Here is a 22,111-nt window from a genome sequence, read left to right on the forward strand (position 1 = left end):
CCCGGGAGGCGGGCCGCCGGTCAGACCGCCAGCTGGGGGTACGGGTGCGCGAGCGGGTGTGGGAACGTTCCTTTCCGTGACGGAGAGGGTTCGCTGAGCCAGCGTTCGCCGCCGAGAACGGCGAGGTGGACGCGGCGCATCGCGGTGCCCGGATCGACCCCGAGCTCGTCCGCGAGCAGCCGGCGCCCCTCCTCGTACACCGCGAGCGCGTCGGCCTGCCGGGTGCACCGGTAGAGCGCGATCATGAGCTGGGAGCGGAAGGTCTCGCGCAGCGGGTAGCGCGCGACCAGGCCGGTCAGCTCGGGCACCAGCCGCTGGCTCGCGCCCAGCGCGACCTCGGCGTCGATGCAGGCCTCCTGGACCGCGAGGCGGGTCTCCTCCAGGCGCTGGCGCTCGATGCCCACCAGATGGTCGGTGGTGTTGGTCAGCGCGGGGCCGCGCCAGTGCGCCAGCCCGGCCCGGTAGTGCCGCACGGCCCCCTCGAAATCACCGGCCCGCATCGCCGCGTCACCGAGATCCGCGCACGCCTCGAATTCGTCCACGTCGAGTCGGCCATAATTCACCACGATCGAATAGCCAGGGTTCTTGCGAGTTATCTTCACCGCGTCCCGCAGATATTTACGCAGCCGGGAGACGTAGGTATAGATCTGCGCGTTGAAAGTGGCGGGGGCGTTTTCGCCCCAGAGGACGCTGCCGAGCTCCTCGTCGGAGACCAGTTTCTTGCCGGACAGGAGCAGGGCGGCGAGAACCGTGCGCTGCTTGGGGCCGTCCAGTGCTATCTCACTGGTGCCGCGCCAGGCTTCCACGGGTCCGAGCAGGCGAAACTCAACTGTTGCCATCATGTTCTGACGATCCCTTCGGGAGCAGAAAGGGGGGCGAGGGGCCGGGAACCGGATGGTGCTGTGAGGCGGACGGCAGGCGGTCGCCCACTACACGTGATCTTGATTCGACGATAGGCAGCCGCCCGGGCGGCAGTCTAGGTGCTCCGGTCGTGTGGCAACATCCGGTCAATGAGCTTGTTTACGAAATAACCTCGCCCGGCTGAATGACGATGAACGTGTGTCGCGCGCCCCTGTTCCGTGCATTCGTGGTTACCGTTTGTTTGTTTGTGCAGGTGCCCCCATATTGCATGGCTATTGTGCACAGACGTTATGCGGAGCGGGGATCTCCCGGTGGGCGGCACCGGGCCGGAAAATATAGGAGGGGTATAGCAGCCGGATAGACGCTGGCCGGAAGTCCATGGGGTCAAGTCCATGGTGCCTTTGTGAGGAGTGAGCACGATGCCGGCGTCGGACAGCTTCGTGGCCAGGTTTCTCGCGCACGTCCAGGAATCCCCTGGTCATGCGGCGATCGGTTTCCACCACGGCCCCCGCCCTGACGACCGGGTCGACGCCCTCACCTACGGCGAACTCGATCGTGCCGCCCGTGCGGTGGCGGCCCGGCTGCTGGAATTCGCCGGACCTGGTGATCGCGCACTGTTGCAGTTTCCGGCTGGGCCGGAATTCGTTCCCGCCTTCCTGGGATGCCTGTACGCGGGAGTCGTCGCCGTACCCGCACCGCTCTTCGCCGGCCAGGGCAACCAGCTGGACCGGGCCGACGGCATCGCCGCCGACGCCGGCGTCGCGGCCGTCCTGACCGACGCCGCCAACGAGGCGGCGGTCTCGGGCTGGCTCGCCGAGGCGGGCCTCGGCGAGCCCGGCCTCGCCGACGCGGGCATGGGCGGTCCCCCGACGCTGGCGGTGTCGCTGGACGACCGCGGTGACCGGGCCGTCGCCCTCCCGGCGCCGGACGCGCTGGCCTTCCTCCAGTACACGTCCGGATCGACCAGCGATCCGCGCGGCGTGATGGTGAGCCACGGCAACCTGGTCCACAACATCCAGCACATGGGCGACACCCTCGACTGGGGCCCGCGGATCCCGTTCTGCAGCTGGCTGCCGACCTTCCACGACATGGGCCTGGTCATCGGGCTGCTGTCGCCGCTGATGTACGGCGGGAGCCTGGCGATGATGTCGCCGACCGGGTTCGTCCGCCGCCCGCTGAGCTGGCTCCGGCTGCTGTCCGACCTCGGCGCGCAGGTCAGCGCCGCGCCCAACTTCGCCTTCGACCTGTGCGCGCGGCACGTCACCGACGAGCAGCTCGCCACCCTGGACCTGTCGAACTGGCGGTGCGCGGTCAACGGCTCCGAACCGGTGTCGGCCGCGACGTTCGCCCGCTTCACCGAGCGGTTCGCCCCCGCCGGGTTCCGCGCCGAGCACTTCTGCCCCTCGTACGGGCTCGCCGAGGGCACCGTCTACGTCTCCGGATCGCCGATCGGGAGGGCGCCGGCGGTCCGGCGGGTGGACGGCCGGGCGCTGGAGCGGAACCGCCTGGAGCCGCCGGCCGGCGACGCGGGCGACCGCACCCTGGTCGGCTGCGGGCGGTCGGCCGACATGGAGGTCCAGATCGTCGATCCGGACACGCGCGAGCGGCTGCCCGCCGGGCGGATCGGCGAGATCTGGGTCCGCGGGACCAGCGTCGCCGGCGGCTACTGGCACCGCCCCGACGAGACCGCCCGCGTGTTCGGCGCGGTCACCGCCGACGGCGAGGCGGGATACCTGCGCACCGGCGACCTCGGCGCGCTCGAACGCGGCGAGCGGGACGACGAGCTGTTCGTGACCGGCCGCATCAAGGACCTGATCATCATCAACGGGCGCAACCTCTACCCGCACGACCTGGAACGCGAGTCGCAGGCGGCCGATCCGCTGCTGGACACCCGGCTGGCCGTCGCCTTCCCGGTGGCGGCGCCCGAGGAGCGCGTCGTGCTGCTCCAGGAGCTGGCGGCCTCCCGCCTGCCCGCCGCCGAGCTCGCCGCCCTGGTGAGCGCCATCAAGACGGCGCTGAACAGGGAGTTCGGCGTGCGGGTGAGCAACGTCGTGCTCGTCCGGCGCGGCACGATCCGCAAGACCACGAGCGGGAAGCTCAGGCGCCGCGCCATGCGCGACCTCTTCCTGGCGGGCGAGATCGATCCGCTCTACGAGGACCTGGACCGCGGGGTGCGGACGCTGCGCGAGCGTTCGGCCCTGGACGCCGCGCGGGCCCTGGCGGGGGAGTGACGACGATGGTGGACGACATCCGGCGCTGGCTCGTCGAGCGCGTCGCCGACTACCTCGACCGCGACGCCGCGGAGGTGGACGCGGACGCGAAGTTCGCCGACCTCGGGCTCGACTCGGTCTACTCCATGATCCTGTGCGGCGACGTGGAGGAACGGTACGGCCTGGAGGTGGAGCCCACGATCACCTGGGACCACCCGACGGTCGCCCTGCTCGCCGGGCATCTCAGCGGAGAGCTGGCCGCGCGGTGAACGGTCCCCGGCCGCTCTCGGAGGGGCAGCAGGCGTTGTGGCTGCTGCACCGCATGGCGCCGGACAGCGCCGCGTACAACGTGGTGACGCCGGTGTTGCTGCGCACCGCCTCCGGAGCGCCCCTGGACGAGCCGCGGCTCGCCCGGGCCGTGCGCGAGGTCGCCGAACGCCACGAGCTGATCCGTTCGGTCGTCGAAGAGCGGGACGGGACACCGGTCCGGGTGCCGCGCGACGCGGACGCCCTCGGCCTGACGGTCCTGGACGCGGGCGCGGCGGGCGGCGACGACCTGGAGGCGGCGACGGCGACGGCGACCCGGCTCGGCCGCGTGCCGTTCCGGCTCGCGGACGGCGAGCCGCCCGTGCGGTGGACCCTGGTGCGCGGGACGGCGGACGAGGCGCTCCTCGTCCTGGTCGCGCACCACATCGCGACCGACGCCAGCTCGCAGTGGATCCTCCTGGCGGACCTGGTCAAGGCCTACGACGCCCCCGGAAGTCTCGCCGAGGGCGCCGAGCCCCTCCCGTACACCGAGCACGTCGAACGGGAACGCGCCGTGCTCGGCGGCGAGGACCGCGCACGGCTCGCCGCCTACTGGCGCGAGGAGTGCGCGGGCGCCGCCGCGCTCGAACTCACCCCGGACCGGCCGCGCCCGGCCAGGCAGTCGTTCCGCGGCGGCACCGCCACCAGGCCGGTCCCCGCCACCGTCGCCGGGCAGCTGGCCGGCACCGCCGCGAAGCTGGAGGTCAGCCCGTTCGGCCTGCTGCTGGGGACGCTGACCGCACTGCTCCACCGGTACTCGGGCGCGTCCGACGGGCTGATCGGCGTCTCGGTGACCCAGCGCCGCGGCACCCGCCAGCGCGACGCGGTCGGCTACCTGGTCAACTCGATCCCCGTACGGTCACGGCTCGCCCCGGACGCCACGCTCGGCGACGCCGCCCAGGTGACGCACCGGCGGCTGCTGGACGGCATCCGGCACGCGCGCTACCCGCTGACCGCGCTCCTCGGCGATCTCGACCTGCCGCGCGCGCCGGGCCGGACCCCCGGCTTCCAGATCCTGGTGACCTACGTCGCGGCGGGCCCGCTGGTCCCGCTGTCACGGCTGCTGCCCGCCGGTGAACGCGGCGGCGCGGAGGTCGAGTACGGGGGGCTGGTCCTGAGGCAGCTGGACGTGCCCCAGATGGAGGGGCAGTTCGACCTGTCCGCGGAGTTGCGCCAGGGGCCGGCGGGCGAGCTGACCGCCGTGTTCCGGTACGACTCCGACCTCTTCGAGCACGCGACCGTCGAGCGCCTCCTCGACCATTTCGTCCGCTTCCTGGAGGAGGCGGTCAGCGCTCCCGGCACACCGGCGGCCGAAGCGGCGCCGGCGAGCGACCAGGAGCTGGAACAGGTGCTCGCCTGGGGAGCCGGCGCCGTTTAGCCGGCCGCATTCCTATAGGCCGAATATAGGGTCCCCGCCAATCATTCATGAGTAAGCAATCCCATTTCTGATAGGGGTGGCATGACCGATATCAGCGGGCCCATCTTCGAGTTGGAGCCCGGGGAACGGTCCGGGATGGCGGAACTGGCCACCCGGCTCGCGGGCGTGGCACCGGGGCTCGTCGACGACGCGCACTGGCTCGGTGAGGCGCGCCGGCTCTCCAACGGGCTGCCGCGGCGGCTGCGCGAGCGGCTCCGCGACCATCGTCACGACGCCGGCCGCGACGGGCTGCTGCTCATCCGCGGCCTGCCCTGCGACGGCTCCGAACTGCCGCCGACGCCCAGCGTCCCCGGCTCGGTGGAACGGGCCGCCACGGTGCCCGCCTGCCTCCAGATGCTCATCGCGTTCCAGGTCGGCGAGCCCACCGCGTTCGCCAACGAGAAGGCCGGCGCGCTGGTGCAGAACATCGTCCCGGTCCCCGGGCGGGAGGAACAGCAGAGCAACGCCGGCTCGGTGGTGTTCGAGATGCACATCGAGAACGCCTTCCACGAACACTCGCCGGACTACGTCATGTTGTCCTGCCTGCGCAACGACCACGAGGACCGCGCCAGGCTGCGGGTCGCGTCGGTGCGGCGCGCCCTGGAGGGCCTCGACGCGCGGACGGTCGCCGTGCTGGGGGAGCCGCGTTTCATCACCGAGCCGCCCACGTCGTTCGGCGGGCGCGACGGCGCGGCCCGGCCGCATCCGGTGCTCATCGGCGACCCGGCCGACCCCGACGTCCGGGTCGACTTCTCCACCACGCACCCGGTCGACGACGAGGCGAAACAGGCGATGTGGCGGCTCCAGGAGGCGTTCGAGGCGACGACGCTGGAGTTCCCGCTGAGCCGCGGCGACCTCGCGCTCCTCGACAACCGCCTGAGCCTGCACGGGCGGACGGCCTTCCTGCCGCGCTACGACGGCAGGGACCGGTGGCTGCACCGCACCTTCATCCATCTGGACGGCAGGCGGACCAGGCCCGCGCGCGCCGACAACGGGTACGTGCTCACGTGAAGGCCCGGGCCGCCGGCACGGTGCGAGCACCGGCACCGCCGCCGGTGCGACCGCCGGTGCGCGGGATCCTCGGCGCGGTGGGCAACACGCCCCTGGTCCGGCTGGAACGGCTGTATCCGGCCTTTCCCGGCCGGGTGTTCGCGAAGCTGGAGAGTTTCAATCCGGGCGGCAGCGTCAAGGACCGTTCGGCGCTGAGCCTTTTGCGCGAACGCATCGAGAACGGCGATCTCATTCCCGGGGAGTCCACGGTCGTGGAATCCAGCTCGGGGAATCTCGCGATCGGGCTCGCGCAGATCTGCCGCTATTTCGACATCCATTTCCTGTGCGTCGTGGACGCCAAGACCTCGGTGCAGAACATCGCGATCCTCAAGTCGTTCGGCGCCGAGGTGGAGGTGGTGACCGAGCCCGACCCGCACAACGGCGAGTACCTGCCCGCCCGGCTGCGGCGCGTGCGCGAGCTGCTGGCCGCCAACCCGCGGGCGTACTGCCCCGACCAGTACTCCAACCCGCTCAACCCGCGCGCCCACGAGGAGACGATGCGGGAGATCGCGGCGGCGCTGGACGGCGGCGTGGACCACCTGTTCTGCGCGGTCAGCACGTTCGGCACCCTGCGCGGGTGCGCCCGGTACGTGGCCGAGGCGGGCCTGTCCACCCGGATCTGGGCGGTGGACGCGGTGGGCAGCGCGATCTTCGGGCAGCGGCCGCGGCCCCGGCTGATCCCCGGGCACGGCGCCTCGGTGCGGCCCGCCCTGTTCGAGGAGGGGCACGCCGACGAGGTCGTGCACGTGACCGACCTCGAATGCGTGGTCGCCTGCCGCCGCCTCGTCCAGCGCGAGGCGATCCTCGCCGGCGGCTCCTCGGGCGCGACCACGGCGGCGCTGGAGAAGGCGGCCCCGCACGTCGGGCCGGGCGAGGTCTGCGTGCTGATCTACCCGGACGGCGGCGACCGCTATCTGGACACGATCCACTCCGACGCCTGGGTGCGCGACCACTTCGGCGAGGTCGCCCATCTCTGGAAGACCGACGAGCGATGAGCGACGAGCGAGGAGGGACAGTGGACGACCAGGAGCTCTACGACGTCGTCGTGAACGACGAGGAGCAGTACTCGATCTGGTGGGCGGACCGGGAGCCGCCGGCCGGATGGCGTGCCGAGGGCACCCGCGGTGACCGCGACACCTGCCTGGCCAGGATCGCCGAGGTCTGGACCGACATGCGGCCGGCCGGGCTGCGCCGCAGGATGGCCGCCGGGGAGCCGCGGTGAGCCCGTCGTCCGGCCGGTTCGTCCCGCTCGCCGAGCAGGTCGCCGCCCAGGCCGCCCGCACCCCGGCCGCGGTCGCCGTGGTCTCGGGCGGGACGGAGCTCACCTACGCCGACCTGCTCGACCGCGCCGACCGGATCGCCGCGTACCTGCTCGACCTGGGCGCGGGGCCCGAGCAGGTGGTGGGCGTCGCGCTGCGCCGCGGCCCGGACCTGGCGGCGGCGCTGCTCGCCGTGTGGCGCGCGGGCGCCGCGTATCTGCCGCTCGCGCCCGACGATCCGAGCGAGCGCCTGGAGTGGCTGCTGTCCGACGCGGGCGCCCGCGTCGTCCTGACCCACGAGTCGCTCGTCCCCGCGCTGCCCGGAAGCCGGTCCGAGGCCGGGGTGCGGGTCGTCCCGCTGGACGCGGAGCGGCCGCGCATCGACGCCGCGCGGGCTCCCGCAGGACTTCCCGCCGCGGCCCCCGGCTCGATCGCGTACGCCATCTACACCTCCGGATCCACCGGCCGGCCCAAAGGCGTGCTCGTCACGCAGGAGGGCATCGCCAACCGCGTGGGCTGGACGGTCCGCACGCACGGGCTCGGCTCCGATGACCGCGTCCTGCAGAAGACGTCGCCGACCTTCGACGCCGCGGCGTGGGAGGTGTTCGCGCCGCTGGTGAGCGGCGGCACCGTGGTCATGGCGCCGCCCGGCGCCGAACGCGACCCGGCCGCGATCGTGCGCGCCGTCGCCGAGCACCGGATCACGGTGCTCCAGGCCGTCCCGTCGGTGCTGCGCCTCCTGGCGGGCGAACCGGAGCTGGAGCACGGCGCCCTCTCGTCGTTGCGCCTGCTGTTCAGCGCCGGCGAGCCGCTCGACGCCGAGCTGTGCCACCGGCTGCTGCGGCACGCCCGCGCCGACCTGTGGAACACCTACGGCCCGACCGAGTGCTCCATCGACGTCACCGCGCACCGTTTCGACCCCGCCCAGACCGCCGGGCCGGTCCCGATCGGCCGCCCGATCGACGGCATGCGGGTGCTCGTCCTCGACGCGGCGGGCAGGCCGGTCCCCATCGGCGTGCCGGGGGAGCTCCACGCCGGCGGCCCCGGCGTCGCCCGCGGCTACACCGGCCGCCCGGACCTCACCGCCGAACGGTTCGTCCCCGACCCGCGCGGACCCGCCGGCACCCGGCTCTACCGCACCGGCGACCTGGTCCGGTGGCGTCCGGACGGGACGCTGGAGTACCTCGGGCGGCTCGACCAGCAGGTCAAGGTCAACGGGGTCCGGATCGAGCCCGGCGAGATCGAGGCCGCGCTCCGGCGCTGCCCCGGGGTGACCGCGGCGGCCGTGACCGTCCGCCCGGCCACCGGCGGCGGCCACCGGCTGGTCGCCCACGTCGTCGGCGACGGTACCGCCGACCTGCGGCGCCACCTGCGCACGACGTTGCCCGCCCCGATGATCCCGTCGGAGTTCGTGGCGCTCGGCGCGTTGCCGCTCACCTCCAGCGGCAAGGTCGACCGCGCCGCGCTGGCCCGGGACACCGCCGCCACGGCCGCCGGCACGGCGCCCCATCAGGAGCCGCGCACCGCCGACGAACGGCGCGTCGCCGGGATCTGGGCCGAGCTCCTGCGGCCCGGCGACGGCGAGCCCGCCCCCCGGATCGGGGCGGACGACGACTTCTTCCGGCTCGGCGGCTCCTCGCTGCTGCTCACCAGGCTCGCCGAACGCCTGGGCGCGGCGTTCGGCCACGACGTGGAGATCACCGACCTCTACGCCGCCGTCACCGTCGCCGAGCAGGCCCGGCTCGCCCGCGCCGCCGGCGACCAGGACGCCGCGGGACGCCCGCGCCCCGTGCCCAGGGACGGGCGCCTGCCGCTGTCGGCGGGACAGCGCCGCCTCTGGTTCCTGGACCGCATGGACCACGCCAGCGCGGAGTGGACGACCCCCGTCCTGATGCGGCCCGCCGCCGGCGCGGACGAGAGCACGATCCGGGCGGCACTGGAAGGGCTCGCCGCGCGGCACGAGATCCTGCGCACCCGCTACGACGCGGACGCCGCGGGCCCGTTCCAGATCGTCGAGCCGGCGGTCCCGGTCGAGCTGCGCGTGGCCGAGGCCGCGGACGAGGACGAGCTGACCGCCCTCCTGCGCGACGAGCTCGGGAAGGGCTTCGACCTGGCCCGCGGCCCGGTCTGGCGGGCGCTGCTGGCCCGGCTGCCCGGCGGTGACCGGACGTTGCTGCTCACCGTCCACCACATCGCCTGCGACGGCTGGTCGTCGGTCGTCCTCGAACGCGACTTCACCGCCCTGCTCGAAGGACGGGCGGCGGACCTGCCCGAGCTGCCCGTCCAGTACGCCGACTACGCCGCCTGGCAGGACGCGCGGGACGACGACCGGCAGCGCGACCACTGGGTCGCCGCGCTCGCCGACCTGGAGCGGTTCGAGCTGCCGGCCGACCGGCCGCGCCCCGCCGAGCGGGACCCCCGCGGCGCCGTGGTCGCCTTCACCGTTCCCGCCCCGGTCGCCGGCCCGGTGCTGGAGATCGGCCGCCGCGCCGGCGCCACCCCGTTCGCGACCCTGCTGGCCGCGTTCGCCACGCTGCTGGCGCGGCACGGCGGCCGGTGGGACGACGTGGTGATCGGCACGTCGGTGGCGGGCCGCGACCGGCCCGAGGTGGAGGACCTCGTCGGGTTCTTCCTCAACTCGCTCGTGCTGCGCTGCGACCTGGACCCGGAGGCCGGGTTCGACGCCGCCGCACGCCGCGTCCGGCAGGTGGCGCGGACCGCGTTCGCGCACCAGGACCTGCCCTTCGACCGGCTGGTGGACACGCTCGCGCCGCACCGGGACAGGTCCCGCACGCCGCTCTACCAGATCATGTTCGACCTCCAGGAGGAGGGCCTCACCAGCCGCTCGTTCGACGACGTGCTGGTCCAGCGGTCCTGGCGGGCGGCCCGCACCGACCTCACCCTGTCGATGCAACGGGCGCCGGGCGGGGAGCTGCGGGGCCTCATCGAGTACGCCACCGCGCTCTTCGACGAGGAGACCGTACGCCGCCTGGCCGGCCGTCTCGTCCGCCTGCTCGGCTCCATCGCGGCGCGGCCGGAGCTGCCGCTGGGCGAGCTGGACCTGTTCACCGACGACGACCACGCGGCGGTGCGGGCGGCGCGCGGCACCGCCGGAGCCGCCGCCCCGGTCCGGCCATCGTCGGTGCCGGAACTCGTCGACGGCCATGTCTCCCGGACGCCCTGGGCCGTCGCCGTGACCGGCACCGGCGGTGGCCTGAGCTATGAGGAGCTCAGGCGCAAGGCCGAGGGCATCGCCGCGACGCTCAGGCCGCACCGCCTCCGCGCGGAGGAGACCGTCGGCGTGCTGCTGTCACGTACGCCGGTCCTGCCCGCGGCCCTGCTCGGGGTCTGGCGGGCGGGCGGCGCGTACCTGCCGCTGCACCCCGACACCCCGCCGGACCGCCTCGGACACATGCTGAACGACTCCGGCGTGCGCGTGGTGGTGACCGAGAGCGCCCTGCTCGGCCGCCTCAAGGAGGTCTACCAGGGGCCGTACGTCCTGGTCGACGTCGACTGCCCGGAGCACCCCGCCGATCCGGGCCCGGCCCCGCCCCCGGATCCGGCGAGCCTGGCCTACGTCGTCTACACCTCCGGTTCGACCGGGCGGCCCAAGGGCGTCCAGGTCCGGCACGACGCCCTGGCCGCGTTCATCCGGAGCAAGCGCGACCACTACGGCTTCGGCGCCGACGACGCCTGGCTCGCGGTGCACTCCATCTCGTTCGACATCGCCGCCGCCGAGCTGTTCGTCCCGCTGGCCGCGGGCGGGCGGGTGGTGCTGGCCGGTGACGCCGAGGTGGACGACCGGGCCGCGCAGCTCACGCTGGTCGACACGCACGGCGTGACCCACCTGGGCGGCTCGCCCGCGCACTGGCGGCTGCTGCTGGAGGCCGGGTTCGGCCGGCGGCCGGTCGTGGCGGCGATGGGCGGCGAGGCGTGCCCGCCCGACCTCGCCCGCGACATCCGGTCCCGGGTGCGGCGGCTGGTCAACGAGTACGGGCCCACCGAGGCGACGATCGCCGCGACCCGCTGGGACGTGCCGGCGGACGCCGCCGCCGTCCCGATCGGCACGCCGTTCCCCGGCGTCCGCGTGCACGTGGTGGACGAGCGGCTGCGGCCGCTCCCGATCGGTGTCCCCGGCGAGCTGTGCGTCGGCGGGGACGGGCTGGCCCGCGGCTACGCCGGCGATCCGGCCCGCACCGCCGCCGCGTTCGTCCCCGACCCGTTCGGGCCGCCGGGCGGGCGCCTCTACCGCACCGGGGACCTGTGCAGGCTGCGTCCCGACGGCTCGCTCACCTTCCTCGGCCGGCGCGACGGCCAGGTCAAGATCCGCGGCCACCGGGTGGAGCCGGGGGAGATCGAGGCGGTGCTGACGGGCCACCCCCTGCTCCGCGAGGCGGCCGTCGTCCTGCGCGAACGCGGGGAGAGCCCGCTGCTCGTCGCCTACTGCGAGCCGGCCGTCGCGGGATCCCCCGACACCGGGGCGCTGGCCGCGTACGCCGCGCGGAGCCTGCCGGACTACATGGTCCCGCAGGTGTTCATGACGCTCGACGCGCTTCCCCGCAACCTGCACGGCAAGGTCGACCGGGCGGCGCTGCCGGTGCCGGCGCCGGTGGCGCCCGCCGTGGCCGGAGCGGGCGGCGGGGAGCCGGCGGCGCCGCGCGACCCCATCGAGGAGCACGTCGCCGAGGTGTGGACCGAACTGCTCGGCGCCGACGACGCGATGGCCGCCCCCGTCGTCGGGGTGCGGGACGACTTCTTCCGGCTCGGCGGCAACTCCCTGCTCGCCGCGCGGATGGTCACGATCCTCCAGGACGAGTACGGCGTCGCGCTGCCGCTGCGCGCGGTGTTCGACGGCCCGACCGTCGAGGAGGTCGCCCGTGCGCTCGAACGGGCCGTGGCCGGGGAGATCGCCGGGGCCACGGCAGGGGAGACACCCGGGGCCACGGCAGGGGAGACACCCGGGGCCACGGCAGGGGAGACACCCGGGGCCACGGCAGGGGAGACACCCGGGGCCACGGCAGGGGAGACGGAGACGGAACGGTGAACGCACCCGTGGAGCAGACGGCGCTGGGCGCCGAGCGCCTGAGGCAGGAACTGCTGCGCAGGCGGCGGGCCGGCGGCGCGCGCGGCGCGGCCGGCGGGTCGGTCGTGCCGGTGCGGCGCGACGGGCCGCTGCCGCTGTCGTCGGGCCAGGAGCAGCTGTGGTTCCTGAACCGGCTCGACCCGGGGAGCGTGGAGTACCACGCGCCGCTGCTGCTGCGGATGCGCGGCGACCTCGACGAGGGCGCCCTGCGCGCCGCGCTCGCGGCGCTGGTGGCGCGGCACGAGATCCTGCGCACCCGGCACGTGCTCGTCGACGGGCAGGCCCGCCAGGTGATCGACCCGGCCGCGGCCCCGCCGCTCGCGACGAGGGTCCTGGCCGGGGTGCCCGAGCCGGAACGGCCGGACCGGGCCGTCGCCGAGGCCGTCGCGGCCGAACCGTTCGACCTCGCCGCGGAGCACCCGCTGCGCGCCGGACTGCTGCGGTTCGCCGACGACGACCACGTGCTGGTGCTGATGCTCCATCACATCGCCGTCGACGCCCCGTCGTACACCGTGATCCTCGGCGAGCTGGCGGAGTCCTACGCCGCCGCGCGCGAACGACGCCCGGCCAGGACCGCGCCGCTGCCCGCGCAGTACGCCGACTACGCCGTCTGGGAACGGGGACGGTTGTCGGCCCCGCTCGTCCGGCGCCATCTGGACTACTGGCGGGACCGGCTCGACGGCCTGTCGCCGCTGGACCTGCCCACCGACCGGCCCCGCCCGGCGGTACGCGACTGGCGCGGCGCCACCCTTCGTTTCACGGTCCCCGCCGACCTGGCCGGGCGGCTGCGGGAGACGGCCCGCGCGCACGACGCGTCCCCGTTCATGCTGCTCCTCACCGCCTTCCAGGTGCTGCTGTCCCGCTACACCCGCACCGCCGACATCGCGGTCGGGACGTCGGTGTCGGGACGGTCCAGGCCGGAGCTGCAGCCGCTGGTCGGCTACCTGTCCAACCCCCTGGTGATGCGGGGACGCTGGACGGGCGACCCGGCGTTCGGCGACCTGCTGGCGCGCAACCGCGACCGGATCCTCGCCGACTTCGACCACCAGGAGCTGCCGTTCGGGCGGCTCGTCGCGGAACTGGAGCCCGAGCGCGACCTGTCGCGCACGCCGCTCTACCAGGTCATGTTCGACATGCGCGGCGGGCGGGCCGCCGCCGCCGACTTTCCCGGGCTGCGCGCCGAGCCCGTCGAGGCCGCCGGCGGCATCGCCAAGTTCGACCTCACCCTGCTGATGGCCGACGAGGCCGACGGCTCGTTCGGCGGCCACCTCGAATACGCCACCGCGCTGTACGACCGGGCCACCGCCGAACGTGTCGCCGGGCACTACCGCCGCCTGCTCGCCGCGGTGGCCGCCGACCCCGGCACGCGGCTCTCCGAGCTCGGCATCGTCGGCGACGCAGAGCTCCGGGTGCTGCTCGGCGACCCGCGGCCGCCCGCCGGCCTGGGGCGCGTGCACGAGGTGTTCGAACGCCGGGCCGCCGTGACGCCCTCGGCGACCGCGGTCGTCGCCGCCGGAACGAGCTGGAGCTACGCCCGCCTGGACGCGCGGGCCGACGAGATCGCCGGTCGGCTGCGCGCCCGCGGCGTCGGCCCCGAAGACCGGGTCGGGGTGCTCCTCGACCGGGGGCCCGACCTGGTCGCCTGCCTGCTCGCGGTCTGGAAGGCGGGGGCCGCCCAGGTCCCGCTCGACCCGACCCACCCGGCCGAACGGCTGGGCCTCATCCTGGACGACGCCCGCACCGCCGTCGTGCTCACCGAGTCGTGTCACGCCACGGCGCTGCCGGACCTGCCCGTGATCGTGGTGGACGCGGAGGAGCGGGCGAACGAACCCGCCGCCGCGCCGCCGCCCCCGGCCGGCCCGCACCCGGCCGGCCCCGACTCGCTCGCGTACATCATCTACACCTCGGGATCCACCGGCCGGCCCAAGGGCGTGCTCGTCCACCATCGCGGGCTCTCCAACTACCTGGGCTGGACGCTGGACGCGTACGGCTCGGCGGGCGAGGGCGGGGCACCGGTGTTCTCGTCGGTGGCGTTCGACCTCGGCGTGCCCGACCTCTACACGCCGCTGCTGTCCGGCCGGCCGGTCCACCTGCTGCCCCAGGACCTCGACGTGGCCGACCTGGGGCGGCTGCTGGCCGAGGGGTCCCCGTACGCGTTCGTCAAGCTCACCCCGGGGCACCTGGACCTGCTGACCGAGCAGCTCACCCCGGCCCAGGCGCGCGACCTGGCCGGGCTGGTGATCGCGGCGGGCGACGCGTTCACCACCCGCCTCGCCGCCCGCTGGCGGCGGCTGGCCGGCCCGGACGGGACCCGGCTCGCCGCCGAGTACGGCCCGACCGAGATCACCGTCGGGAACTCCGCGTACTTCGTCGACGACGACCAGGCGGGCGAGCTGGTGTCGATCGGCGCCCCCATCCCGGGGACCACGATGTACGTCCTGGACGAGCACCTGCGCCCGCTCCCGGTCGGCGTGGTCGGCGAGGTCTGCATCGGCGGCGCCGGAGTCGCCCGCGGCTACGCGAACCGTCCCGACCTGACGGCCGAACGGTTCGTGCCCGACCCGTTCGGGCCGCCCGGATCGCGCTTCTACCGCAGCGGCGACCTGGGGCGGATGACCGCGGCGGGCACGATCGACTTCGTGGCGCGGGCGGACCACCAGGTCAAGATCCGCGGTTACCGGATCGAGCCGGGCGAGGTCACCTCCGCGTTGTGCGCCGACCCGCGCGTGAGCGAGGCGGTGGTGGTCGCGGCCGGCGGCCGGCTCGTCGGGTACGTGGTGCCGGAGGCGGGGGAGTGGCGGCCCGCGGAACTGCTGGAGACGCTGGCCACCCGCCTCCCGCCCTACATGCTCCCGGCCGACCTCGTCCGGCTCGACCGCGTCCCGCTGACCGCCAACGGCAAGGTCGACCGGGACGCCCTCCCGGACCCGGAGCGGGCCGGGGCCGCCGGCGGGGAGCACGTGCCGCCGCGCACGCCCATGGAGGAACGGGTCGCGGCGGTGTGGGCGGAGTCGCTCGGCGTGGACCGCGTCGGCGTCCACGACGGCTTCTTCGACCGCGGCGGCGACTCCCTGCGGGCGGTGGCGCTGGTCGGCGCCCTGCGCGCGGCCGGCCTCGACGTGACCGTGCGGGACGTGTTCGAACGGCGCACGGTCGCCGAACTGTGCACGCTGCTCACCGGCCGGCCCGCGCCCGCCGACGACGCCGAGCCGACGGCGCCGTTCGCGCTGGTCCGCGACGTCGACCTGGCGGCGCTGCCCGCCGGGCTCGACGACGCGTACCCGCTCTCCCTGATCCAGACCGGCATGGCGCTGGAGATGAACGCCGACGACGAGCGCCGGTACCTCAACCACACCTCGTTCCGGATCAGGGACGGCCGGCCGTTCGCGCCGGACGCCTTCCGGCGGGCGCTGGAGCTCATCGTCGCCCGGCACGAGGCGATGCGCACCGCGATGGACCTGGACTCCTACTCGGTGCCGATGCAGCTGGTGCACGGCGCCGCCGAGCCGGTCTTCGGCACCGCGGACCTGCGCGGCCTCGACCCGCAGGAGCAGGGCCGCGTCCTGGGCGAGCACGCGCGGCGCGAGCGCGCCACCCCGTTCGACCTCGCCCGCCCGCCGCTCATGCGGATGTTCGTCCACGTCATGGACGACACCGGCTGGTGGCTGTCGGTCACCGAGTTCCACGGGATCCTCGAAGGCTGGAGCTACCACTCGCAGCTGATGGAGATGCTCGCCGCCTACCGCCGGTTGCGCGACGGCCTGGAGCCGGAGCCCGCCCCGCCCCCCGCCGGGGTGCGGTACGCCGACTTCATCGCCGCCGAACGGCGTTCCCTCGCCTCGGCGGACGACCGCGCCTACTGGCGGGGGATCGTCGGGACGTACCCGAAGTTCGCCCTGGAGAGCGGGAGCGGGCCGGGCCACGGGCCCGGGGCCGCGGGGGCGGAGCGGTACGAGGGCGCGCTGTCCTTCGCCGACCTGGAGAGCGGGCTGCGCGCCGCCGCCGCACGGGCCAAGGCGCCGCTGAAGGCCGTGCTGCACGCCGCGTTCCTCAAGGTCCTCAGCACCTACACGCCCGAGCGGCGGTTCTTCAGCGGCATGGTCTGCGACGCCCGCCCCGAGGTGCTGGGCGCCGACCGGGTGTCGGGCATGTACCTCAACTCCGTGCCGTTCGCGTTCGACGGCGTGCCGGGGACGTGGCGCGAGCTGATCCGGCAGGTGTTCGCGCGGGAGATCGAGCTGTGGCCGCACCGGCGGTTCCCGATGCCGGAGATCCAGCGCGAGCTGGGCCACCGCCCGGTCGACGCGCTCTTCCACTACCTGGACTTCTACCAGGTCGACACCGAGCTGGTGGACTTCGAGGCGAGCATCGACGAGAGCCCCAACGAGTTCGCGCTGTGCGTCGGGGCGATGGGGACCCGGCTGCTGCTCTCCACCAGCACCAGGGTCATGCCGCGCGCCGAGGGCACCCGCTTCCTGGAGAAGATCCGTTCGACGCTGGTCGAGATCGCCGAGGACCTGGACGGCGACGCCCGGAGCGGCCTGCTCACCGAGGAGGAACGCCGCGCCCTGGTGACCCTCGGCGGGAGCGCCCGGCCCGCCGCCGACCCGGTGAGCACGCCCGCCGCGTTCGAGCTCCGCGCGGCCGCGGCGCCGGACGCGGTGGCCGTGGTCGCGGGCGAGCGGCGGCTCACCTTCCGGGAGCTCGACGAACGGGCGAACGGGCTCGCCCACCGGCTGCGCGGCATGAACGTCGCGCCCGGGTCGGTGGTCGCCGTTCTCCTCGCACGCGACCTGGACCTCCCCGCGGCCCTGCTGGGCGTGTGGAAGGCCGGCTGCGCCTACCTCGCCCTCGACCCCGGCCATCCGGCGGAGCGCATCGGGCTGACGCTCGCGGACGCCGGGGCCGCGGCCGTGGTGAGCGAGCCCGCGCACCGGGCCCTGCTGGACGCCGCGGACGGGCCCCCGGTGCTCGACGTGAGCCTCGACCGGGCCGGGAGGGCCGAGCCGCCCGCGCGCGGCGACGACCTGGACGCGGTCGCGTACGTGGCGTACACCTCGGGCTCGACCGGCCGCCCGAAGGGCGTGCTGATCCCGCACCGCGGCCTGGCCGCCTACCTGGACTGGGCCGTGACGGCGTACGCCTCCCAGGGCACCGGCGGGGCGCCGCTGCTGGGCTCGGTCGCGTTCGACATCGTCGTCCCGTCGCTCTTCGCGCCGTGGCTGGCGGGGCAGCCGCTGCACGTCCTCCCGGGCGATCTCGGGCCCGCCGATCTCGGGCCCGCGCTGCTGGAGTCCGGGCCGTTCTCGTTCGTGGAGCTCACGCCGGGGCAGCTCGCGTGGGTCGCCGAACGGCTCACGGACGAGGACCTCGCCGGGCTCGCCGGACTGGTCGTCACGGCCGGCGAGGGGCTGCGCGCCGACCTCGCCGGGCGGTGGCGGGACGTCTTCGCCCTGGGCTGCGAGTACGGGCCGACCGAGGTGACCGTCGGCTGCGCGTACACCGGCGTGGACCGGCCCTTCGGCACCCCGTCGGTCCCGCTCGGCGCCCCGATCCCCGGCGCGTCCCTGCACGTGCTGGACGAGCATCTCGAACCGGTGCCGCCGGGCGTCGCCGGCGAGGTGTACGCGGGCGGGCCCGGCGTGGCCCTCGGATACCTGGGGAGGCCGGAGGCGACGGCGGAGCGGTTCGTTCCCGATCCGTACGGGCCCGCCGGGTCCCGGCTCTTCCGTACCGGTGACCTGGCGCGGCGGTCCGCCGACGGCACGGTGACCTTCCTGGGCCGCACCGACCGTCAGCTGAAGATCCGCGGTCACCGGGTGGAGCCCGGCGAGATCGAGGCAGTGCTCGCCGGACTGCCGGGCGTGGCGGACGCGGCCGTCACCGCGTCCGGGGAGACCTCGCTCACCGCCTACGTCGTCCTCGACGAGGACAGGGACAAAGCCAGGGACAAAGCCAGGGACGGAGCCCGGGACGGGGACGGCGCGCCGGACACCGCGGAGTTGCGGCGCCGGCTCGCCGGCCTGCTTCCGGCGTACCTGCTCCCGTCCCGCGTCATCGCGGTCCCGCGCCTCCCGCTGACGGCCAACGGCAAGCTCGACCGGGCCGCGCTGGCACGCGCCGCCGGGGCACCGCCCGGACCGCCGCCCGCCACCCCCGCGCAGCGGCGGCTCGCGGAGATCTGGTCGCGCGTGCTCGGCGTCGGGCCGGTGGCGGCCACGGACCGTTTCGCCGACCTGGGCGGCGACTCCCTCGCGCTCCTGCCCATGATCGCGGCGGCCCGCCGGGCCGGGCTGCCGCTCACCCCGCGGCTGCCGTACCGCGACCTCACCCTGGCGCAGCTCGCCGACCTGGCGGCCGACGCCGGCGGGGCGGACCACCGAACCGAAGGGGCTAGACCGTGCGACACCTGATCTCGATCGACGACCTGACCGACGACGACCTGCGCTATCTGGTCGAGACGGGCGCCCGGTACGCGGGCGCGAACGGCTCGCACGACCGCCCGCTCGACGGCGACGTGGTCGGGGTCTACTTCCGCCGCACCTCGACCCGGACCCGGACCGCGTTCTCCGCCGGCGCGCTGCGGCTGGGCGCGCAGGTGGTCACGTACGGGCCGGACGACCTCCAGACCAACACGGGTGAGACCAGCGAGGACACCGGCCGGGTGTTCGCCCGGATGCTCGACGTGCTGGTGGCGCGCACCGCGGCCGACACCGCCGAGATGCGGGCGTGGGCCGCGCAGGACCGGATGGCGGTCGTCAACGCGATGAGCGAGCAGGAGCACCCCACGCAGGCGCTCGCCGACCTCACGACGCTCGCCTGCCACTTCGGCGGGGTCGAGAAGCTGCGCGTGCTGTACGTGGGCGAGGGCAACAACACGGCCGTCGCGCTCGCCCTGGCACTGAGCCGTTTCCCCGGGACGGAGCTCGAACTGCGCACACCGCCCGGGTACGGGTTGCCCGCCGACGTCATGGCCAGGGCCGCGCGATACGCCGAACGGTCCGGCGCGGTGGTCACCGAGCGGCACGACATGGGCGAGCCGCCCATCGGCCAGCACGTCGTCTACACCACCCGCTGGCAGACCACGGGCACGAGCAAGGCCGACCCCGGATGGCGGGACGTCTTCGCACCCTTCCAGGTCACGACCGAGCTGTGGAAGGAGAACCCGGAGGCCGTGTTCATGCACGATCTGCCCGCCCACCGCGGAGAGGAGGTGAGCGCCGAGGTCCTCGACGGCCCGGCGAGCGTCGCATTCGACCAGGCGGCCAACAAGATGTACAGCGCGATGGCGGTCCTGGACTGGTGCCGCGACGGGGTGCGCTGAAGGCCCCGCGGAGTGGCGGCAGTCGAGCGGCCGACCGGACGTCCCGCGGAGCCGCTCCGCAACAACCGGGACTTCCTGCTCCTGTGGATCGGGGCGGGCTGCACCGCGCTGGGGCTCCGGATCGGTGTCATCACCTATCCGCTGCTGGTGCTCTGGCAGTCGGGATCCCCGAGCGCGGCGGGCTGGGTCGGCTTCGCGGCGCTGGCGCCGAACCTGGTGGTCCAGCTGCCCGCGGGGGTGCTGGTCGACCGGTACGACCGGAGGCGGCTGATGCTGGCGTGCGACGCGGGATGCGCGCTGAGCACCGCGAGCGTGGCCGCGGCCCTGGTCACCGGGGCGGCCTCGTGGACCTTCCTGATGATCGTGGCGTTCGCGCAGGGATCGCTCGGCGTGGTCTACCAGCTCGCCGAACGGTCGGCCGTCAGGCACGTCGTCGTGGCGGGCCACCTGTCCCAGGCGTTGTCGCGCAACGAGGCGCGGTCGCGGGCGGCGGCCCTTCTCGGGCAGCCGCTCGGCACCGGTCTCTACGCTCTCGAACGGACCCTTCCCTTCGTTTTCAGCACCCTTTTCCACATGGTCTCGTTCGCGATGTTGTTAATGCTCAGGAAACGGCTGCAGGCCGATTCTGAGCGGACCAGGGAAGGGATACGAGCGGAGATCTCCGCGGGTGCCGTCTGGGTCTGGCGGCATGGCTTCCTGCGCGATGTCATGCTACTGATCGCCATTTCGAACATGCTCTTTCAGGGCCTCAATCTCGCGCTCATGGTGATCCTGGCCGAGGGCGGCAGGTCCGCGGCCATGGTGGGCCCGATCGCGGCGCTCTCCGGGGTCGGCGGGCTGGTGGGCGCGCTCACGTGCGGCGCCTGGACGAGCCGGCTGACGTTGCGCGCGCTCATCGTCGGGGGACTGTCGGTCTGGGCCGTGCTCATCGCGCCGATCGCGGTCACCGGCGACCCGGTGCCGCTCGGCGCGCTGTTCTGCGTGAGCGGCTACATCGGCGGCCTGATCAACGTGACCGGCGCGCTCTACATGGTGCGCGCCACGCCCGACGAGCTGATGGGCCGCGTCGGCGGGTTCGTCACGCTGATCGCGCTCGGGCCGGTCGGGCTGGGGTCCCTGGCCGCCGGACAGGCCCTCGACCTGTTCGGCAGCGCGTGGACCGTCGCGGGGATGAGCGTGATCATGGCGGTGCTGGGCGGCGCGGCCGCGCTGAGCCCGGCGATCCGTGCCGCGAACCGGCGGATCGACGAGGTCGTCGGCGCCCCCGAACCCCCCGGCGGCCCTTCCGTATAGGCGCCATATAGGGCGTGGGAGCACTCTTCGGGAATGGTGTTCAATGGCCGGAGAGTATCGTGAACGATTTCGCGGAGACAGGTGTCGGAGGATCGCGGGATTCGGCGATCCATGCCGCTCGGGACGACGTTTCGGGAGACCGCGCGCTGCGCGATCTGAACCGCTGGCGGGACGGCCGCGGTGTTTTCCCCTATGACGCGGTCGTCACCCATTACCAGGCGGTCGGGCGCACGCACGCCGACGCCAGGCTGGTCCGGGCGCTGCGCGACGCCCACGCGTGGCTGAGCGGCCCCGCCGATCCCGGCGACGCCCCCTGGTCGCTGGCGACCTGGCTGCCCAGCACGTTCGACCAGGACGACGGCGACTACGACTCCTACCTGGGCACCGAGCTGCTGGAGGGGGTCGCGGGCGTCCGGATCGACACGCTCATCGTCACGCTGATCGCCGAACTGCTGGCGACCGAGGCGGCGGCGCTGAGCCGGGCCCCCGAGCACCGGGCACAACGGGCCCGTACCCAGGCCTGCCTGCACGCGCTGACCAAGTCCGCGCTGCTCGCGCCGGACGCGCCGGACGCGACCGAGGGGGAGCCCGGGCAGGACGGCGGCGCGGAGTTCGCGGCGTACTGCCGGGAACGGGCCGGCGGCGCGCTCGCGGCCGTGCCCACCGCGCACCTGCGCGCGGTCAACCTCGCCATGCTCCCCACCACGCGCCTGCACGACGAGCACATGTTCATCCGGAGCATCCAGATCTTCGAGATGTTGTACCGCCAGGTCGTCGGGCACCTCACCCGCGCCACGCGCGCGCTGGAGCTGGACGACGCCGGGCTCGCCAAGGCGGAGCTCGCCGAGGCCGCGGGCCGGCTGGAGGCGACCGCCGCCCTGTACCGCGTGGTGACGACGATGCCGAAGAAGTCCTTCGCGGTGATCCGCGAGTACACGTCGGGGCGCAGCGCCATCCAGTCCAAGGCCTACCGCGAGGTGGAGCTGCTGAGCGCCACCCGCACGCCCCACCCGTACGCCGAGAAGCTCCCGGAGATCGGGCTCGCCGGCCCCACGCTCCAGGACGCGTTCGTCGCGGCGGCCGACCGGCTGCCGAGCGACCGGCTCACCGACGTGGCCGTCCAGCTGGCCCGGCTGGACGGGGCCTGGCGCGGGATGAAGCGCACGCACTGGGGGATCACGCTCAAGATAATCGGGGTGGTGCCGGGCACCGGCGGGACCGCGGGCGCCGACTACCTCAAGACCACCGCGGAGATGCCGCTCTTCCCCGCCCTGACCACGCTGGGCACCGGATGAGCCCCGGTGCCGG

12 protein-coding genes are annotated in these 22,111 nt (G+C 74.4%); 11 read left to right on the forward strand and 1 reads right to left on the reverse strand.

Features of this window, described 5'->3' with window-relative positions; translation table 11 throughout:
- Window positions 1-20 precede the first annotated feature (20 nt).
- Entirely contained in the window at window positions 21-842 is an 822-nt protein-coding gene (locus ABZ810_RS28145; protein ID WP_358408325.1) for an AfsR/SARP family transcriptional regulator, read from the reverse strand.
- 438 nt (window positions 843-1,280) lie between these two features.
- Between ABZ810_RS28145 and ABZ810_RS28150 the strand changes: the two genes are divergently transcribed.
- From ABZ810_RS28150 to ABZ810_RS28200, 11 genes are all read left to right on the forward strand, one after another.
- Complete coding sequence (locus ABZ810_RS28150) at window positions 1,281-3,092, forward strand: fatty acyl-AMP ligase (protein ID WP_358408327.1); 1,812 nt, start codon at window positions 1,281-1,283, stop codon at window positions 3,090-3,092.
- 5 nt (window positions 3,093-3,097) lie between these two features.
- A complete protein-coding gene (locus ABZ810_RS28155; protein WP_358408330.1) occupies window positions 3,098-3,340 on the forward strand; it encodes an acyl carrier protein in 243 nt (80 codons plus the stop codon).
- On the forward strand, window positions 3,337-4,755 hold the full coding sequence (locus tag ABZ810_RS28160; protein ID WP_358408332.1) for a condensation domain-containing protein: 1,419 nt from the start codon (window positions 3,337-3,339) through the stop codon (window positions 4,753-4,755). Before ABZ810_RS28155 ends, ABZ810_RS28160 begins: the two co-directional genes overlap by 4 nt.
- Window positions 4,756-4,836: 81 nt before the next feature.
- On the forward strand, window positions 4,837-5,805 hold the full coding sequence (locus tag ABZ810_RS28165) for a TauD/TfdA family dioxygenase (RefSeq protein WP_358408334.1): 969 nt from the start codon (window positions 4,837-4,839) through the stop codon (window positions 5,803-5,805).
- 77 nt (window positions 5,806-5,882) lie between these two features.
- A complete protein-coding gene (gene sbnA / locus ABZ810_RS28170) occupies window positions 5,883-6,839 on the forward strand; it encodes a 2,3-diaminopropionate biosynthesis protein SbnA (protein ID WP_358408336.1) in 957 nt (318 codons plus the stop codon).
- A 20-nt stretch (window positions 6,840-6,859) separates the two neighbouring features.
- On the forward strand, window positions 6,860-7,066 hold the full coding sequence (locus ABZ810_RS28175; RefSeq protein ID WP_358408339.1) for an MbtH family NRPS accessory protein: 207 nt from the start codon (window positions 6,860-6,862) through the stop codon (window positions 7,064-7,066).
- Complete coding sequence (locus ABZ810_RS28180; RefSeq protein WP_358408340.1) at window positions 7,063-12,147, forward strand: amino acid adenylation domain-containing protein; 5,085 nt, start codon at window positions 7,063-7,065, stop codon at window positions 12,145-12,147. Before ABZ810_RS28175 ends, ABZ810_RS28180 begins: the two co-directional genes overlap by 4 nt.
- The gene (locus tag ABZ810_RS28185) at window positions 12,144-18,599 is read left to right on the forward strand and encodes an amino acid adenylation domain-containing protein (RefSeq protein ID WP_358408342.1); all 6,456 of its coding nucleotides are present in this window, start codon (window positions 12,144-12,146) and stop codon (window positions 18,597-18,599) included. The genes ABZ810_RS28180 and ABZ810_RS28185 overlap by 4 nt, the downstream gene beginning before the upstream one ends.
- Entirely contained in the window at window positions 18,587-19,510 is a 924-nt protein-coding gene (locus ABZ810_RS28190) for an ornithine carbamoyltransferase (protein ID WP_358408344.1), read from the forward strand. The genes ABZ810_RS28185 and ABZ810_RS28190 overlap by 13 nt, the downstream gene beginning before the upstream one ends.
- A gap of 12 nt (window positions 19,511-19,522) precedes the next feature.
- Window positions 19,523-20,803, forward strand: a complete 1,281-nt coding sequence (locus ABZ810_RS28195; RefSeq protein WP_358408346.1) for an MFS transporter — start codon at window positions 19,523-19,525, stop codon at window positions 20,801-20,803.
- Between the two features lie 59 nt (window positions 20,804-20,862).
- The gene (locus tag ABZ810_RS28200; protein WP_358408347.1) at window positions 20,863-22,098 is read left to right on the forward strand and encodes a hypothetical protein; all 1,236 of its coding nucleotides are present in this window, start codon (window positions 20,863-20,865) and stop codon (window positions 22,096-22,098) included.
- The last annotated feature ends 13 nt before the right edge of the window (window positions 22,099-22,111 follow it).

It is taken from the genome of Spirillospora sp. NPDC047279 (genome assembly GCF_040643285.1).
In the GTDB taxonomy this organism is placed as follows: domain Bacteria; phylum Actinomycetota; class Actinomycetes; order Streptosporangiales; family Streptosporangiaceae; genus Spirillospora.

What these genes read in the sequence shown, in the direction of transcription:
- ABZ810_RS28150 (WP_358408327.1), top strand. Translation starts at nt 1,281, where the DNA reads ATGCCGGCGTCGGACAGCTTCGTGGCCAGGTTTCTCGCGCACGTCCAG.
- ABZ810_RS28155 (WP_358408330.1), top strand. Translation starts at nt 3,098, where the DNA reads ATGGTGGACGACATCCGGCGCTGGCTCGTCGAGCGCGTCGCCGACTAC.
- ABZ810_RS28165 (WP_358408334.1), top strand. Translation starts at nt 4,837, where the DNA reads ATGACCGATATCAGCGGGCCCATCTTCGAGTTGGAGCCCGGGGAACGG.
- ABZ810_RS28145 (WP_358408325.1), bottom strand. Translation starts at nt 842, where the DNA reads ATGATGGCAACAGTTGAGTTTCGCCTGCTCGGACCCGTGGAAGCCTGG.